This is a genomic window from Sphingosinicella microcystinivorans (assembly GCF_027941835.1).
Taxonomy (GTDB): domain Bacteria; phylum Pseudomonadota; class Alphaproteobacteria; order Sphingomonadales; family Sphingomonadaceae; genus Sphingosinicella.
Genome location: NZ_CP116005.1, coordinates 2051763 through 2067645, shown reverse-complemented (window position 1 = coordinate 2067645; position 15883 = coordinate 2051763). Strand labels below are relative to the sequence as shown.

9 protein-coding genes, 1 tRNA gene and 1 pseudogene are annotated in these 15883 nt (G+C 64.8%); 6 read left to right on the top strand and 5 right to left on the bottom strand.

Annotation, left to right across the window (positions count from 1 at the left end):
* The first annotated feature begins 31 nt into the window (after positions 1 to 31).
* Positions 32 to 700 (top strand): glutathione S-transferase family protein, encoded by a 669-nt coding sequence (locus PE061_RS10080; protein WP_271258948.1) that lies wholly within the window; start codon positions 32 to 34, stop codon positions 698 to 700.
* A 12-nt stretch (positions 701 to 712) separates the two neighbouring features.
* Here PE061_RS10080 and PE061_RS10075 read toward each other — a convergent pair whose 3' ends face one another.
* The 3 genes from PE061_RS10075 to PE061_RS10065 form a co-directional block, all read right to left on the bottom strand.
* Complete coding sequence (locus PE061_RS10075; RefSeq protein WP_271258947.1) at positions 713 to 1156, bottom strand: hypothetical protein; 444 nt, start codon at positions 1154 to 1156, stop codon at positions 713 to 715.
* Positions 1157 to 1267: 111 nt separating this feature from the next.
* Entirely contained in the window at positions 1268 to 6034 is a 4767-nt protein-coding gene (locus PE061_RS10070; protein WP_271258946.1) for an NAD-glutamate dehydrogenase, read from the bottom strand.
* A 61-nt stretch (positions 6035 to 6095) separates the two neighbouring features.
* Positions 6096 to 7295 (bottom strand): hypothetical protein, encoded by a 1200-nt coding sequence (locus PE061_RS10065; RefSeq protein WP_271258945.1) that lies wholly within the window; start codon positions 7293 to 7295, stop codon positions 6096 to 6098.
* A 186-nt stretch (positions 7296 to 7481) separates the two neighbouring features.
* On the opposite strand from PE061_RS10065, the gene PE061_RS10060 reads away from it, so the two are divergent.
* Positions 7482 to 8867: a methyl-accepting chemotaxis protein gene (locus PE061_RS10060; RefSeq protein ID WP_271258944.1), complete on the top strand. Its 1386-nt coding sequence runs from the start codon at positions 7482 to 7484 to the stop codon at positions 8865 to 8867.
* A gap of 71 nt (positions 8868 to 8938) precedes the next feature.
* Positions 8939 to 9014: transfer RNA gene (locus PE061_RS10055), tRNA-Thr, on the top strand.
* 406 nt (positions 9015 to 9420) lie between these two features.
* Here the strand turns inward: PE061_RS10055 and PE061_RS10050 are convergent.
* Positions 9421 to 9741, bottom strand: a pseudogene (locus PE061_RS10050) (ATP-binding protein); the annotation flags it as partial.
* Positions 9742 to 9743: 2 nt separating this feature from the next.
* Here PE061_RS10050 and PE061_RS10045 point away from each other — a divergent pair.
* The 3 genes from PE061_RS10045 (at position 9744) to PE061_RS10035 (ending at position 14124) form a co-directional block, all read left to right on the top strand.
* Entirely contained in the window at positions 9744 to 10475 is a 732-nt protein-coding gene (locus tag PE061_RS10045; protein ID WP_271258943.1) for an alpha/beta hydrolase, read from the top strand.
* Positions 10476 to 10603: 128 nt separating this feature from the next.
* Positions 10604 to 12937 (top strand): TonB-dependent receptor, encoded by a 2334-nt coding sequence (locus PE061_RS10040; RefSeq protein ID WP_271258942.1) that lies wholly within the window; start codon positions 10604 to 10606, stop codon positions 12935 to 12937.
* Between the two features lie 260 nt (positions 12938 to 13197).
* Positions 13198 to 14124 (top strand): alpha/beta hydrolase, encoded by a 927-nt coding sequence (locus PE061_RS10035; protein ID WP_271258941.1) that lies wholly within the window; start codon positions 13198 to 13200, stop codon positions 14122 to 14124.
* 442 nt (positions 14125 to 14566) lie between these two features.
* On the opposite strand, the gene tnpC is transcribed toward PE061_RS10035, so the two are convergent.
* On the bottom strand, positions 14567 to 15874 hold the full coding sequence (tnpC, locus tag PE061_RS10030) for an IS66 family transposase (protein WP_271258940.1): 1308 nt from the start codon (positions 15872 to 15874) through the stop codon (positions 14567 to 14569).
* Positions 15875 to 15883 lie beyond the last annotated feature (9 nt).

Below are 15883 nucleotides of genomic sequence, written 5' to 3'. Positions count from 1 at the left end.
CGCGGGCTTCCCCGTATCACCGGGGCTCATCATGTGGCGCCTCTACCAATATCCGCTCTGCCCGTTCTCGCGCAAAGTCCGTCTCGCGCTTGCCGAAAAGGGCGTCGAGGTCGAGCTCGTCCACGAACTGCCGTGGATGCGGCGCGATGAATTCGTCGACCTGAACCCCGCCGGGCAGACCCCGGTGCTGATCGGCGACCGCGGCGCCGCGCTCGTCGACAGCACGGCGATCTGCGAATATTTCGAGGAAACCATCGAGCGTATGCCGCTGCTCGGCGCGAGCGCCGCCGACCGCGCCGAGGTGCGCCGCCTGTGCGCGTGGTTCGACCAGAAATTCTACGCGGAAGTGGGCCACATGCTGCTCGCCGAGCGCATGTACAAGCGCATCGTGCAGCGCGCCGCGCCGGACGGCGGCGCGCTCCGCACGGCGGGCCGCAACCTCGAACATCACCTCGGCTACATCGAGTACCTGCTCGATCACCGCCGCTGGCTGTCCGGCACGACGTTCGGCCTCGCCGATCTCGCCGCGGCGGCGCACCTGTCGGTGGTGGACTATCTCTCCGCGCTCGACTGGCACGGCCACGCGACGGCGAAGCAGTGGTATTCCGCGATCAAGTCGCGGCCCACGTTCCGCGCGCTCCTCTCAGAACGCATGGACGGGCTCGCGCCGCCCGCGCACTACGACAAGCTGGATTTCTAAAAGACCGGCCGCCTACTTCGGCTTCGGAACCTTCTCGCGCGCCTTCTGGAGCTGACGCTCGCGGCGCCACTGCTCGTATTCGTTACGGCTGCAACCGACGTCGCCCGCGGGGCCGACGGCGCTGCACGCGCTGCTCGGCGCGACATTGCCCGGCTCGGTCAGCTTCAGCCGCTCGCTCGGCACGTCGGTTCCCGGCTCGCCCGGCTCGGGCGGCGTTTCGACGGCGGGCTCCTCGTCGGGGCGGCCGCACACGACGATCTCGCCGCGACGCTCGGGATTCGGACACTTCTCCGGCATCCAGTCGTCGAGCGGCACGCGCTTCAGGACGCCGCTGTTCGTCACCGGCGGTTTGGACTCGGCCGGATTGCTGTCCGTCTGGGCGGCCTGCGCCAGCGCCGTACCGGACGCCATCGCGCTCGCCATTCCAATCGCCGCAACCAGAGCCAGACGAATCATCGCGTTCCTTTCCGCCGCCGTCCGCAGGTGAACGGCATTCCACACCCTTACCCAACGCCGCGCGGCGTGAACAGTGCCTGAACTTTTCGCGCGCGCGGCCGCCGGCAGGGATCAGCTGACGAGCAGCGCCCGCGCCTGGCTGCCGAGGTGCGCCAGCATCGCGGTGGTGACAACGCCCGACTTGCGCGCCCGCGCCGCCGCGTCCGCCATGCGCTCGATGACGACCGGATTGGCCGCGCTCCACGCCTCGATCGCCTTCACCGGATCGCCGCCCGTCTTCGTCTGGCGCTTGATGAGGTCGATGCGCAGCTGCTCGAAATCGCGCAGCAGGCCTGCGACGAGCAGCCGCTCCCACGGGTCGGAGGGAGAAAGCTGGGCGGTGACGCCCTTCGCCCAGTCGAGCCCCAGCGTCTCGCCGACGCGCGTGTAGGCATCGGCGATCGCGCGTTCGGTGACGCCGAGCTCGGCCGCGAGCTTGGCGTTGCCGATCGACCCGTCGAGGGCTTCCAGCGCCACCAGACGCTCGGTGATGTCGCCAGGCGCGCCGCCCTGCAGCAGTTCCTGCCGCAGCCGCTCGACCTGCGCGCGCGGCTCGGGCCTCAGCAGCTTGTCGAGCTGCTTCGCGAGCCGCTGGATGCCGGGCTTCCATGCCGCGATGCACTGGGAGGGCTGGTCGCCCGGCGCCGAGGCGCGCAGCGCGTCCGCCATCTGCGTGCGGAGACCGCGGATCGACTTCGCGTGCAGCATGATGTGCGTGCGCGCGTCGACCGCGGCCGCGTCGATCGTGCGCCAGAGGTCGCGCAGGTCGAACAGCTCGCGCGCCATCACGAAGGCGGAGGCGACGTGCGCGAGGCTGGTGCCCTGCTCCTCCGAAAGCTCGAAGGCGAGCGTGATGCCGCCGCGGTTGACGATCTGGTTCGCAAGCTTGGTGGCGATGATCTCGCGGCGCAGCCGGTGACCGGTCACGCCCGCCTTGAACGCCTTCAGCACGGCGGGCGGGAACGCCATCTCGAGGTCGTGCACGAGCAGCGGATCATCCGGCAGCGGGCTTTCGACGATGGTGTCGTAGAGCGTCATCTTCGCATAGGCGAGCAGCACGGCGAGCTCGGGCCGTTCCAGCCCACCGCCGCCGAGCGCGCGCTGCGTGAGCTGCTCGTCGGTCGGCAGGTTCTCGACGATGCGGTCGAGCCGGCCGCTCGCCTCCAGAAGCTGGATGACGCGCTGGTAAGCGGGCAGCGCGCCGCTGCCGCCGGTCTCAGCCACGGAAATGGCCTGCGTCTGCATCACGTTGTCGCGCAGCACGAGCTGGGCGACGTCGTCCGTCATCGATTCGAGCAGCGTGTTGCGCGCCGCCATGCTCATCTTGCCGGAAGCGAGCGCGGGTTGCAGCGCGATCTTGATGTTGACCTCGTTGTCCGAGCAATCGACGCCCGCCGAATTGTCGATGAAGTCGGTGTTGATGCGGCCGCGCACGCGCGCGAAGGCGATGCGCCCCTGCTGCGTGACGCCGAGGTTCGCGCCCTCGCCGATCGCGCGCACGCGCATTTCCTCGGCATTGACGCGGACGGCGTCGTTGGCGCGGTCGCCGACGTCGGCGTTCGATTCCGTCGCCGCCTTCACATAGGTGCCGATCCCGCCGAACCAGCAGAGGTCGGCGCGGCTCTTCAGGATCGCGCGCATCAACTCGTTCGGCGAAAGCGTTTTCGCGTCCACGTCCAGCATCGCCTGCACCTCGGGGGTGAGCGCGATCGACTTCTGGCTGCGCGGGAAGACGCCGCCGCCCTTCGAAATCAGTTTCTTGTCATAGTCTTCCCACGACGAGCGCGGCAGCCTGAACAGCCGGTCGCGCTCCTTCCAGCTTTTCGCCGGATCGGGATCGGGGTCGAGGAAGATGTGGCGGTGATCGAACGCCGCGACCACCTTCAGCGCCTTCGACAGCAGCATACCGTTGCCGAACACGTCGCCCGACATGTCGCCGACGCCGATCACCCGGATCGGGTCCTTCTGCACGTCGATGCCGAGCTCATGGAAATGCCGCTGCACGGAAATCCACGCACCGCGCGCGGTGATGCCCATCGCCTTGTGGTCGTATCCGTTGGCGCCGCCGCTCGCGAACGCGTCGCCGAGCCAGAAGCCGTGATCGACGCTGATCGCGTTGGCGATGTCGGAGAAGCTTGCCGTGCCCTTGTCGGCCGCGACGACCAGATACGGATCGGGCGCGTCGTGGCAGACGACGCCAGCGGGCGGCACGTCCTTGCCGTCCACGATGTTGTCCGTCACCGACAGGAGCGCGCGGATGTAGATGCGATAGGACTCCTGCCCTTCCGCAAGCCACGCCTCGCGATTCGATACCGGCGGCAGCTGCTTGGGATAGAAGCCGCCCTTGGAGCCGGTGGGAACGATCACCGCGTTCTTCACCATCTGCGCCTTGACGAGGCCGAGCACCTCGGTGCGGAAATCGTCGCGGCGGTCCGACCAGCGCAGGCCGCCGCGCGCGATGCGGCCGCCGCGCAGGTGGATGCCCTCGACGCGTGGGGAATAGACCCAGATCTCGCGGTACGGCACGGGCGGCGGCAGGCCCGGCACCGCATGGGAATCGAGCTTGAACGCCAGCGCCTCCGGCCCGGCCCCGGAATCGCCGTTCACGAACGCATTGGTGCGCAGCGTCGCCGAGACGATGTCGCGGTAGAGGCTGATGATGCGGTCCTCGTCGATCGCGGACACATCGGCGAGGCCGCCGTCAATCCGCGCGCGCGCCTCGGCGACGGCCGCGTCGCGCGCCTTGAGGCCCGGCGCGTGGCGGGCGCGGAACAGGTCGACGAGCGCCGCCGTGATCGCGCCGTGCGCGCGCAGCGCATCGACCACCGTCTGCTGGCTGTAGGAGACGCCGGTCTGCCGCATGTAGCGGAAATAGGCCCGCAGCCAGACGACATTGCCGATCGGCAGGCCCGCGCCGACGACGAGCGCGTTGAACACGTCGTTTTCCTGCTCGCCCTTCAGCACGGCGCGGAGCGCCGGTTCGGCGCGCTCCTTCACGAACGCCATGTCGATGGCCTCGCCGCGGCCGCTTTCCACCATGAAATCATGGATCCAGCCGAGCCGCCCGCCCGCGAGGTCGAACGGGTACTCCTCGATCACCCGGAAGCCGAAGTTCTCGAGCGCCGGGACCACCTCGGAGAGCGGGATGATCTCGCCGAGCCGGTAGATCTTGATGCGCAGCCGGTTCTCCGCGTCGCCCGGGCGGCGGTAGATGAATACGTCGCGGTCGTCGCCGGTTTCGAGCGCGGTGAGGCGTATCACGTCCTCGGCGGCATCGTCGGCGCTGAACTGCTCGCGGTAGGACGCGGTGAAGCTGCGGCCGTGGCTGAGCGCGAGGCGCGCCGCGCGGGTCGCCCCGGCGCGTTCGGCAAGCGCGGTTTCCAGTGCTTCCTCCCACCCGCGCACCAGCGAGGTCAGCCGCGCATCGAGCGCGGCCTCGTCGACCGCCGGCACCTGCCCCGGCGTGGTACCGAGGTAATATTGCACGCGCGCGAGCCCCTCGGCGCGCAGTTCCACGTCATAGCGCGAAAGCCGCGCCTGGAACGCATCCTCCAGCATCGCGCCGACGCGCTCGCGGATGCCGCTGTGATAGGCGTCGCGCGGCACGTAGACGATCACCGACACGAAACGCCCGAACGGGTCGAGCCGCGTGAACAGCTTCGGGCGCGGCCGTTCGAGCAGCGACAGCATCCCGAGCGCCATGTCGGACAGCCGATCGGCATCGACGAGGAACAGGTCCTCGCGCGGGAACGTGTCGATGATGTGCGCGAGCGCCTTGCCGGTGTGGCTGCGCGGATCGAAGCCGAGCGCGGCCTCGACGCGCTCCACCTTGCGGCGCACGATCGGGATCGACTTCGGCGAGGCCGCGAGCGCCGCGGACGTGAACAGGCCCGCGAAGCGGCGTTCGCCGATCACCTTGCCCTTGTCGTTGTAGCGCTTGACGCTGACGACGTCGTAAAAGGCGCTGCGGTGCACCGAGGACACGGTGTTCGCCTTGGTGATGAGCAGCGGGTTCGGCGTCGCCATATAGGTGCGCAGCGCGGGCGGCAGCACCTCGAAACCCTCGGCGCCGCGCCACAGCGGGAACGCCGGGTCACGCAGCAGGCCGAGGCCCTCGCCCGGCTTCGGCTCGACCTTCGGATCGGTGAGCGCGCGGCCGAATTCGTAATCGCAGGCGCCGAGCAGCGTGAAATTGTCCTGCCCGAGCCAATCGAGGAAGCCCTTCGCCTCCATCACCTCGTCGGCGGGAACCGGGATCGACGAACGGCCGAGTTCGACCCGCGCGTCGCCGAGCCGGGCGAGCATCGCGCGCCAGTCCTCGACCGCGACGCGCACCTCGGCGAGCACGCGCGCGAGGTCCTCGGCAAGCGCGGTGCGGCCGCGCGCGCCGACCCGGTCGGCCTCGATATAGATGAAGGACTCGCGAAGCCCGCCGTCCGCCTCGCCCCACGCCGGGGCCAGCGCCTTAAGCCTTCCGGCCTTGTCGCGCTCGACCGCGAGGATCGGGTGAAGCAGCCGGTGGATGGCGATGCCGCTGCGGGTGAGCGCGGCCGACACCGAATCGACGAGGAACGGCATGTCGTCGTTGAGGATGCCGATCCACGTGCGGCGGCGGCCCGGTTCGCCGTCCGAAGAGGCGATCTCGATGGCCGGCGTGCCCGGCGCGCGCGTCTCGAACAGGCCCGCCGCGAATTCGACGATGGCTTTCGCCGCGTCCTTGCCCAGAGTCTCCGTCTCGCCCGGGAGCGCGTGATCGAAGAGAGCCTGTTCCAGTGATTTCAGAAGATTACGGGAAATTCTGGGTTTCGGCGCATCATGTGTCGCCGCGGCAATCGCCATCTCAATACTCCGGATAGAGAATGAGATGGCCTTATGCGATTTTGCCTCATCCGAGGCAAGTTCAGTGCGCGGCGAGGCGTTTCAGGGCCACTTCGAGCAGGTTTTCGGTGTGCGGAACGGCTTCCAGCACATCGATTCCGCCCGAATCGCTCTTTTTTGCCACGAGCAGCACGAACTCCTCGTCGGTCTGGATGTCGAGGTGCCCGAGCGGCGGCGACGCGCGCAGCCGTTCCCGCACCGTCTCGGTGGTTTTCGCGGCCGGTTTCGCCGTCTCCGCATTCTTCGCGGCGCGCTCGCGCTGCACCAGCCCCTTGAGGCCGCCCTCGGCGCCCACCACGAAGGCGATGAACCCGCCCGCCGGAACGCCTGCCCGCACCGCCGCGCCGAGCGCCGACGCGAACTCGGTGAGCCGCGTCTTGTCGTAGTCCGCGCCGAACACCAGCTTCGCCACCGCCGTCATCGGCGCGCGTGCCTGCGCCTTCAGCCCGGCCTCGGCGAGGAGCGCGGCGAAGCCCTCGGGATCGCCCGCGGACGCGAGGTGGAAATCATAGGCGTTGCCGAGCGCGCGGTAGAGCGCGGCGCGCGAGCGCTGGTCCGCCGTGTGCACCGCGGCGGCGTTGGCGCGCGCGACCGCAAGCCGGCCCGCAAGGTCGGTCGGCTCCAGCTCGACGACCGCGGCTTCGGGCTTCTGCGCGATGACCGCATCCTCGCCCTCGCCCTCGGCCTCGTGCGCCTCGAACGCCAGCTGCGCCTCGAACTCGGCGCCCGCCAGCTCTTTCCAGTTGATGACGCCGTAGATGAAATCAATGCTGTCGCCGTCCGACGAGAGCGGCATCAGGATGCCCCGATACAGCGTGTTGTTGCCGCGCTGCGACACGAACTCGGCTTCGAAGCCGATCGGCGCGCGGTTGGCGATGATCTCGAAGAAATGGTCGGTGAGCCGCGAGACCAGCGAGCGGCTCGGCACGCGGTCGAGCGCGATGTCGGCGCTCGAAAGCCCGCATTCCTCGCGCAGCAGGGCGCCGATGTAGCGAAGGCGCGGATTCTCGCGGTCCTCGGTGAAGTCGAGCAGGATGGAGTGCGGCCCGAAGTCGTCGAGGCTCGCCGGATCGAGATCGGTCACGCTCGGCAGCTCGCGGCCGCGCAGCAGCGACGCCCAGTAGTTGTAGGCGCGCACGTGCATGCGCCGCTCGTCCTGGTCGGCGAAAATCGGCGGCGCCTCGAAATCCGGTTCGGAAAGGTCGAGAAAGTCTTCGCTCATGTCGCTCATTTTCGAACCCAATTCATCGGCAAGGCTGAACCGGCGCGAACCATGCCCCTGAAGCCGTTGAATAATGGTTAACAGCCTGTTTCGCCGCGCGGCGCGGGCCCGTCCGCCGCATGGTCAAAGCCTCGTTAACAATTGTCGGCTAGCGTCCGCGCACATGGTGATCGAGGGGCGCAGCGGGTGACACGGGCAATTCAGGACTGGGCGAAATCGGGCGGGGCCGGCGTGATCGTGTCGGCACCGTCGACACCGCAGCTCAACGTGGCGGACCGGCGGCAGGCCGTGGACCCCGACGGCACGCTCGTCGCGACGCTCGCCGAGTTCTGGCCGCACGTGGAACCCGGGATCCACAGCTTCGTCCAAACCTATATCGACCACTTCGCCCGCCTCGCGCCCGGCCACACCCGCGCCGACGACCCCGAGGGCCGCAAGCTCGCCGAGGGCATCGCCTACGCGCGCGAGAAATGGTGCGACCCGTTCGGCGCCGCGTTCGGCGAACGCCTCGTCGCCGCCGCGCGCGCCATCGACCGGCGCGGCATCCCGCACCATGTCGTGCTTGCGAGCTATCAGGCGAGCGACGAGGCGGTGCTGCGGCACCTGACCGTCGTGCTTGCCGACGAGCCCGGCCGCTTGCTGCGCGCCACGGCGGCGCTGATGCGCCTTGCCTCCTACGAGACGAGCGTGCTGATCGCCGCGCTCCACGACATCGAGCGCGCGCGCGTCGACACGCTGCTTCGCGAGCAGGCGAACCGCTTCCGGCAGGACATCGCCACCGTCGTGGAACGCGCCGGCGCGCAGAGCCGCGCGCTGCGCGAGCGGTCCCATGCGGCGGCGCGGCGCACGCGCGAGATGCTGGGCAGCGCCGCCGAGGTCTCGTCCGCGGCCGAGCAGTCCGCCGTCGCGATGCGCCAGGCGGCCGAGACCGCCGCGAACCTCATCCGCGTGATCGAGGAAACGCGCCGCGAGGTCGATGCTACCACCGGCATCGCCAACGAGGCGACCGCGCAGGCCGACGCCGCCGCGACCACCGTCTCCATGCTCGAAAGCCACGGGCTGGCGATCGAATCGATCGTCAGCCTGATTCGCGACATCGCCGGCCAGACCAACCTCCTCGCGCTCAACGCCACGATCGAGGCGGCGCGCGCCGGCGAAAGCGGCCGCGGCTTCGCCGTCGTCGCCTCCGAGGTGAAGTCGCTCGCGGGCCAGACCGCGCGCGCCACCGACGAGATCGCCGCCAAGATCGCCGCCATCCAGGAGGCGACGCGCAACACGGTGAACGCCAACGGCGCGATCCGGCGCACCGTGGACGGCGTGCGCGTCTCCGCCGACAGCATCCGCACCGCGATGGACAGCCAGGCCGCCACGGTCACGACGATCAGCGGCTCGGTCGACGAAACCGCGCTTTCCGCCGACGCCATGTCCCACGCCATCGCCCGCATCCGCCAGACGACCGAGGCAATGGCCTCCGAGATGGACACGGTCGAAACCTCGTTCCGCAGCGTCGACGACGAGCTCGCCGCGCTCCAGCAGGCCGTGCACAGCTTCACGACCAGCCTCGCCGCCTGAAGCCGGCGCGCAGCTTGGTGCTTGTCTTGACCCACGCGCACTGTTAAGGGGACCGCCGTTTCCGGGATCAGGCCGCTTTAGCTCAGCCGGTAGAGCACATCATTCGTAATGATGGGGTCGCGTGTTCGAGTCACGCAAGCGGCACCACCCACTTTTAAATCCTGCGTATTCAATCGCTTACCTTTAGAGCCAAGGCGAGGACGGCGCCGTTCTGCGGGCTTTGGGCGTGCGGTCATTCTGCCCTGAGGCGAGAGTGTCTCCGTTTCTGGGACAATCGTGCACAGATATCCCCGGTGTCTCTGTCGGCGATGTTGCAGACCCCATTTGCAGTATGGGCGATGGTGGGCTGATGCGGCGACGCTGCAACGAGAACAGTGTCAAACGGCGTTCAAAAGGGACCCCCGATCGGCGTCGAAGAGGGACCCCCTTTTCGGATAATATGATGCTGGTTTGTTGAAGATGGCCTTGCGCTGCGTGCGGCGGAGGGCGGGCGTAGCCCGACCGGAGGCGCGCGCAGCGCAAGATAGATTTTTGAAGGCGCCGAAGGTGGCTGTCAGCTGCGGTTTTTGAAGCGCCAGCTGTCGTTGCCCGTCTCGACGATATCGCAGTGGTGGGTGACGCGGTCGAGCAGCGCCGTGGTCATCTTGGGATCGCCGAACACGGTCGGCCATTCGCCGAAGGCGAGGTTCGTGGTGATGATGACGCTGGTCCGCTCATAAAGCTTGCTGATGAGGTGGAACAGCAACTGCCCTCCCGAGCGGGCGAACGGCAGATAACCGAGCTCGTCGAGCACGATCAGGTCGAGCCGCGACAGCTGCGCCGCCAGGGTCCCGCCTTTGCCGATCCGGGTCTCCTCTTCGAGGCGTGTCACCACCTTTGCGCTCAGATGCAAAAGGTGCGCCGCTCGACGTTGTCTATGTTCTGGACGGATCATTTGCTCTGGGGCTCGCTTCCACAATTTGCATTCTGCAATCCGTCGATCTGATCAACCCAGGATACAAACCGGTCTTGCTGGTGGGTGTTGATTATCCGGAAGATGCCGTAAACGCTCGGACCCGAGACTACACGATGAAGGATTCTGTTTCTTCTTCGCTCGGAAAGCGCTTGGCGCAGGCCTCCCCGATTACCCCCGGCGGCGCGGACAAGTTTCTGGAGTTCCTTGAAAACGAGCTGGATCCGTTAATTCGCGCAAGATACAATACGACGAACGGGCCGGCCGGAATTGTCGGCGACTCCTTCGGCGGAACGTTCACGTTCTACGCCTTCTTGCGTCAATCCAAACTTTTCGATCGATATTGGATCGGAAGCCCCGGCGTATTCACAACATCGACCGACTATGTCGCTCAATTCGACGCGCGCCTGAAGGAAAAACTGGTTCATCCAACCAAAATGTATCTTTCCATCGGATCGAAGGAAATGTCCGGGGGCGTGGAATTCTATGAGGACATGGGTAGGAACTACAACCGAATGGTGAGCGCGTTGCACAGGAATAAGTCTGCGGACCTGACCTGGGCCTCGAAGATCTACGACGGAGATACGCACACGTCCGTTGTCCTGCCGGCAATGAACGACGCCATGATCTACCTCTACGGTAATCATGCGTCCTGAACACCAGAAATGACACTGGTCGGGCTTCCCGCCAGGTTCTTCCGAGGCAGGGGGGGCATCCCGGTAGCGTTTCAATAGTTGGATTTTTCGAATGCGCCTTGGAATGGGCGTGAGAGGGAGAGATTATCGTGCAACGGAGTTCGGATCGGCCCTGGATCGGTCGCAAGACTGCTTTGTGGATTGCGACAAGTGCGATTGCTATCGGCTTCGGCGCTTCCGCAAGTGCTCAGGACGGGGCATCGGAATCGACCTCGACCCAGAGGTCCGCGTCGGCTGCAGGATCGGATCTGTATGACGTGTCAGAGATCATAGTCACCGCGCGCAAGCGCGAAGAACGCCTTAAAGATGTTCCGCTCAGCATTAGCGTCTTCGGCGGCGAGCAACTTACCGCGATCGGCGCGGAAAATTTTGATGATTATGCGACTCGCGTGCCCGGACTCTCGTTCATCACCCGCGGCCCGACCAGTAGCCGAACTGAAGGTGTTACACTCTCAATCCGCGGCGTGAGCGGCGGTCTCAGCGACCCGCCCGTGAGCTTCTATATCGACGACACTCCAGTCGGTAGCGTCAACCTCAAGCTGTTCGACATCGAGAGAATTGAGGTTCTCAAGGGGCCTCAGGGCACCTTGTACGGTGCCCGGGCCATGGGCGGTCTCATCAAGGTCCAGACCCGCAAGGCCAATCTGAACGACTTCGAAGTGACTGGAGGCATCGAGCTTTCCGACACCAAAGGTGGCGGGTTCAATTACCGGGGCGACGCCGCGATAAATGTGCCGATCGTCGATGACCAGCTTGCCTTGCGGGTTACGGGTTACGGCGTGTTTAATAACGGCGTCATCGATCGGTTGCCCCGCGCGCAAAATGTGCCTGCCGCATATCCGACCACCATACCTGCAGGCGGGCTCGTGATGAACGAGGACGACGAGAAAACCTACGGTGGTCGCGCCTCGCTCGTTTATTCGCCGGACGGAAACCTGCGGATCACCGCCGGCTACATCTACGAAAAGGCCAAGCTGGACGCTCGCTCGGATTGGGACGTGCCTGTCAGCGACGCTCTCGGCCGACCTCTCACCAGCGGCGGATTTGCGAAGGAACCTAGCGAGGCGGAATTCAACAATGCCTCGCTGTCCGTGAACTATGACTTCGGGGACTTTGCCAATCTCACCAGCAATACCTCGGGCACGTGGTATAAGATCGTCAACATCGAAGACCTGACGTATTTCCTGAAGTCGACACTCGCGGGTTTCGGGGCGGACTGGAGTACGCCCAGTCTGAACATCTATAAGAACGATCGTGATGTTTTCACGCAGGAGCTCCGCCTCTCGTCGCTTGGCCAGAACACGATCGATTGGCAGGCGGGCCTGTTCTATCAGCGTACGCGTCAGACCGGCACGTTCTATTGGAACTCGCCCGGTGTCGCCGATGCAATCAACGATGCGCTCGGCTTTCCCTATGCGACGAGCGATATTCTGGTCGATCAGAACGGGGTATCAACCACGCGCGAATTCGGCGCTTTCGCCGAGATCGACTGGAACATCACGAGCGAGCTGACCTTCACCGCGGGTGCGCGCTATTTCAAGAACAAGTACAAGAACACCGATGTGCGCGCCGGTCTGTTCGGAGCGCCCACGAGCAATCTCAGGGCCAACGACGACGGGATTAACCCGCGCTTCGCCTTGGCCTACAAGCCCAGCAACGATCTGCTCCTCTACGGTTCTGCCAGCAAGGGTTTCCGCCGGGGTGGCGCAAACAACATCGTCGCGATCCCGGCATCGTGCGACGCCGAGATTAAGGCACTTGGTTATGACAGTGCGCCGGCAACCTTCGAATCTGACAATCTCTGGCACTATGAGGTCGGTACCAAGGGTAGCCTTGGTAACGGTGCGTTCAGCTTTGACGCGGCAGCATTCCGCATCGACTGGAAAAACCAACAGCAGAACGTGTTCCTCCCTCAGTGCGGCTTCAACCTCGGCGCCAATATCGGTGGTTCAAAGATCGATGGCTTCGAACTCGCAGCCACACTTCGCCCGACCGAGCGCCTTTCGGTCGACGTCTCGCTGGGCTACCTCCACGCGCGCGTTGCGGAGGATACGCCGCAGGCCAATGCGTTTAAGGGCGACCGACTGCCGCTCGCCCCGCCGTGGACGGTTTCGGCTGGAGTGGCCTACGAAGCGCCCTTGTCAGATGGTAAATCCGCATTCGGACGCGCCGACGTCATATTCCGCGACGAAGTGCTCGAGCCCACCTCCAGGCAGACGCTGAAAGACTTTGTCACGATCAATTTACGGGGCGGCGTCAAGTTCGGTGACCATACGCTGACGCTCTTTGTTGACAATCTGAACAATAACCTCGGTCAGCTTGACGCAGTGGGAACCGGCCTGCTTGTTGGTCAGACTGGAGCTCTGCGCGTGCACACGTTGAGGCCGCGCACCATCGGAGCAGAGCTTCGTTTCGCGTTCTGAGCTGATGCCAGGATCTGTTCCGGACCTGTCAGCGGGGTATTTGATCCCGGCGGCTTCGCTCCGCCGGGATCATCCTGCTGACGGTGCTTGGGACATTGCACTCCCACGGGGTGGCCGCCGCTTCTGGCGGCACTCCGTAAAATGCCTTTGCGGCTGTTTTTGAGAAAGTTTGCACGAGGGAACTGATTTTAGCCAAAATGCACCCGAGACTTGCGATACAAGCATAAGATGTCGCTAAGAATCGAAGCGGAAGGGAATCCATGGATAACTCAGTCGAACTTGCCGAGTCCGCACCTCCGTTCGGCTCGCTATTTCCCTCAGCTCGCTATTTCGAAATCGACTCCAACATAGCGGGTGAGCGCTTTTCCGCCTGGATCTCTCTTCCCGCGCAGTATGACGCCGACGAGACGCAGAGTTTCCCGGTCGTCTACCAGGTGGATGGAAATCTTTTTTTCCCCGCTACAGCTCCCTTTCATCAGGCCGTGCCGAGAGACAGCCTATCGCCCGTGATCCCTTTCATCCTTGTCTCGGTTGGCTATTCCGACGCGCAAAGTCAGGATTGGCAGTGGCTGCGCGTTCGCGACCTGCTCCCGCCAGGTGAAGCTATTCCGGAAGCAATGCTTCAGGCGGTGGAATATGCGGTCCAGGCCGGACTCCTATCTAAGGAGAAGGGCGACGCTTACCTCACCATGTTCAGCACACCCGCCGCAGACAAATTCCTTGGCTTTCTGGAAGGAGAGCTGCATCCGACGCTGGCTGCCAAGTTCCGAATAGATGAGGAGAACGTGGGGCTGTGGGGCGATTCTTATGGCGGCCTCTTCGCGGCCTATGTCGCGATCAAACGGTCGAGCCTGTTCAAACGCATAGGCGCGGGCAGTCCAGGCATCATCGAAAACAGCCAGATCTTCAAGCTGTACCAGCAGGCTCTCGATTCAAAGGAAGACTATTCTGGCCGGCGACTGCACGTCACGATCGCAGCCCGAGAACTCACGCAGCAAACCATCTACCAATGGCTCGTAGCGCGCGGCACTACTGAACTGCTCGCTGAGACCGCGCTTCATCCGTTGCCGGGCCTGCAAGTATCGACCGAGATTATCCCGCTAGAAACTCATCTGACCGCCGGCGTTCCGGCATGGTTCAGCTTTTTGCGCGCTTGCTATGGGCGGTCTGTAGCGGCCGAGGCCTGAAGCTTAACAGAAAGAGGGGGCGTTTTGTGCGCACCCGCTTCTCAAAACTGGAAAAAGTACTTGGACGGGAATTTCGTTCCTGGACACGAATCGCGGTGAGAGGCCGGACCAGCAAGTTCGAGTCCTGCCGGGGAACTCGAAGTCCCCGCGGGCGTCGCACTTCATGCCGCCTTCGTTTCGATCTTGTACCGGAAATGCGCGGATCCGTCCCACTTTGGCTTGGGCATCGACTATTTCCATCCCACTTTGGTGCCTGTCGGGGCAAAATCCGTCCCACTTGCGTGGTAGTTGGTGCAAGCCCCAAATCGGATCGGGCGATCGCCGCGAAGGGGAGAAAGTCCCTACTATCAACGGGTAATACCGAAAATACCGTCGTTAGCCAGCCGCGATACCGATCATGGATAAGGTGTTCGGTTACCCGTAAGCGTTTGGCGATTGCACGTCATCCGCGGTTGATGGGATTTTGAGCTGTCCAGTTCCACGGCAAGAGTTGGTCGAGTTGATTGGCGGGTTGGCCGTCGACCATGCTGGCAAGCACGTCGCTGAGCCAGGCATAGGGTTCGACGCCGTTGAGTTTTGCGGTTTCGATCAGCGAGCAGATCACCGCCCAGCGATGCCCGCCGCCGTCGCTGCCGGCGAACAGATGATTCTTGCGGCCAAGGGCGATCGGCCGGATCGCCCGCTCCACCGGATTGGTGTCGAGTTCGATGCGGCCGTCATCAAGGAAGCGCGTGAGCCCTTTCCACCGGCCAAGCGCATAGCGGATGGCCTCGGCCAGCGTGCTGCGCGCAGGTACAAGCGCGAGCTGATCTTCCAGCCAGCATTTCATGGCGGCAAGATGCGGCCGCGAGGATGACTGACGCTGAGTCAGCCTATGCGCCGGCGATCGTCCGCGTATCGCCGCCTCGATCTCATAAAGGGTGGCGATGCGACGTGGCGCAGGACCATTCCAGCCACGTTGCTCGCGGGCATAAACCCATAATCTGCCGGTCTTGGTCTTGCGGCGTCCGGGATCGAGCACCGGCACCGGCGTATCGTCGGCGAACAGGTGGTCGGACGCGAACACATCTGCGCACAGCTTTTCGTGCAGGGCTTCGAGCCACCAGCATGCACCGCCAACCCACCCGGCCAGCGTCGAGCGGGCAAGATCGACGCCATGCCGGGCGAAGATCTGCGATTGCCGATAAAGCGGCATGTGATCGCAATATTTGGCGGTCAGCACCTGCGCGATCAGCGCAGGGGTCGCGAGGCCACCCGCAATCAGGCGTTCCGGCGCGGGAGCTTGATGGATCGTCCCGCAGGCCCGGCAGCCATATTTGGGTCGGGTGATCCGCATCACGCGAAGCTGGGCGGGCACCCAGTCGAGCATCTCGCTGATGCTCTCACCGATATCGTGCAATACGCCGCCACAGTCCGGACAGGCATCGTGATCGGTATCGATCAGCGCATCCTCGCGCGGCAGGTGATCGGGCAGCGACTCACGATGTGGCCGCGCCGATGACCCGACCACGACCGGACGGCTCTCCTCGATACGACCGATATCGGCATCGAGATCCTCCAGGCCAAGCGCGAACTGGTCGGCATCGAGCCGTTCGGACTGCCGCCCGAACTGCATCCGCTGGAGCTTCTTGATGATCGCCTGAAGGCGCTCGATCTCGTCGTCGCGGGTCGAGACAATCGCCGCCATGTCGCGCACCAGCTGGTGCAGCAGCACCGTATCATGAGGCAGATTGTCAAGATCGAGCCGCATGTCCGCTTA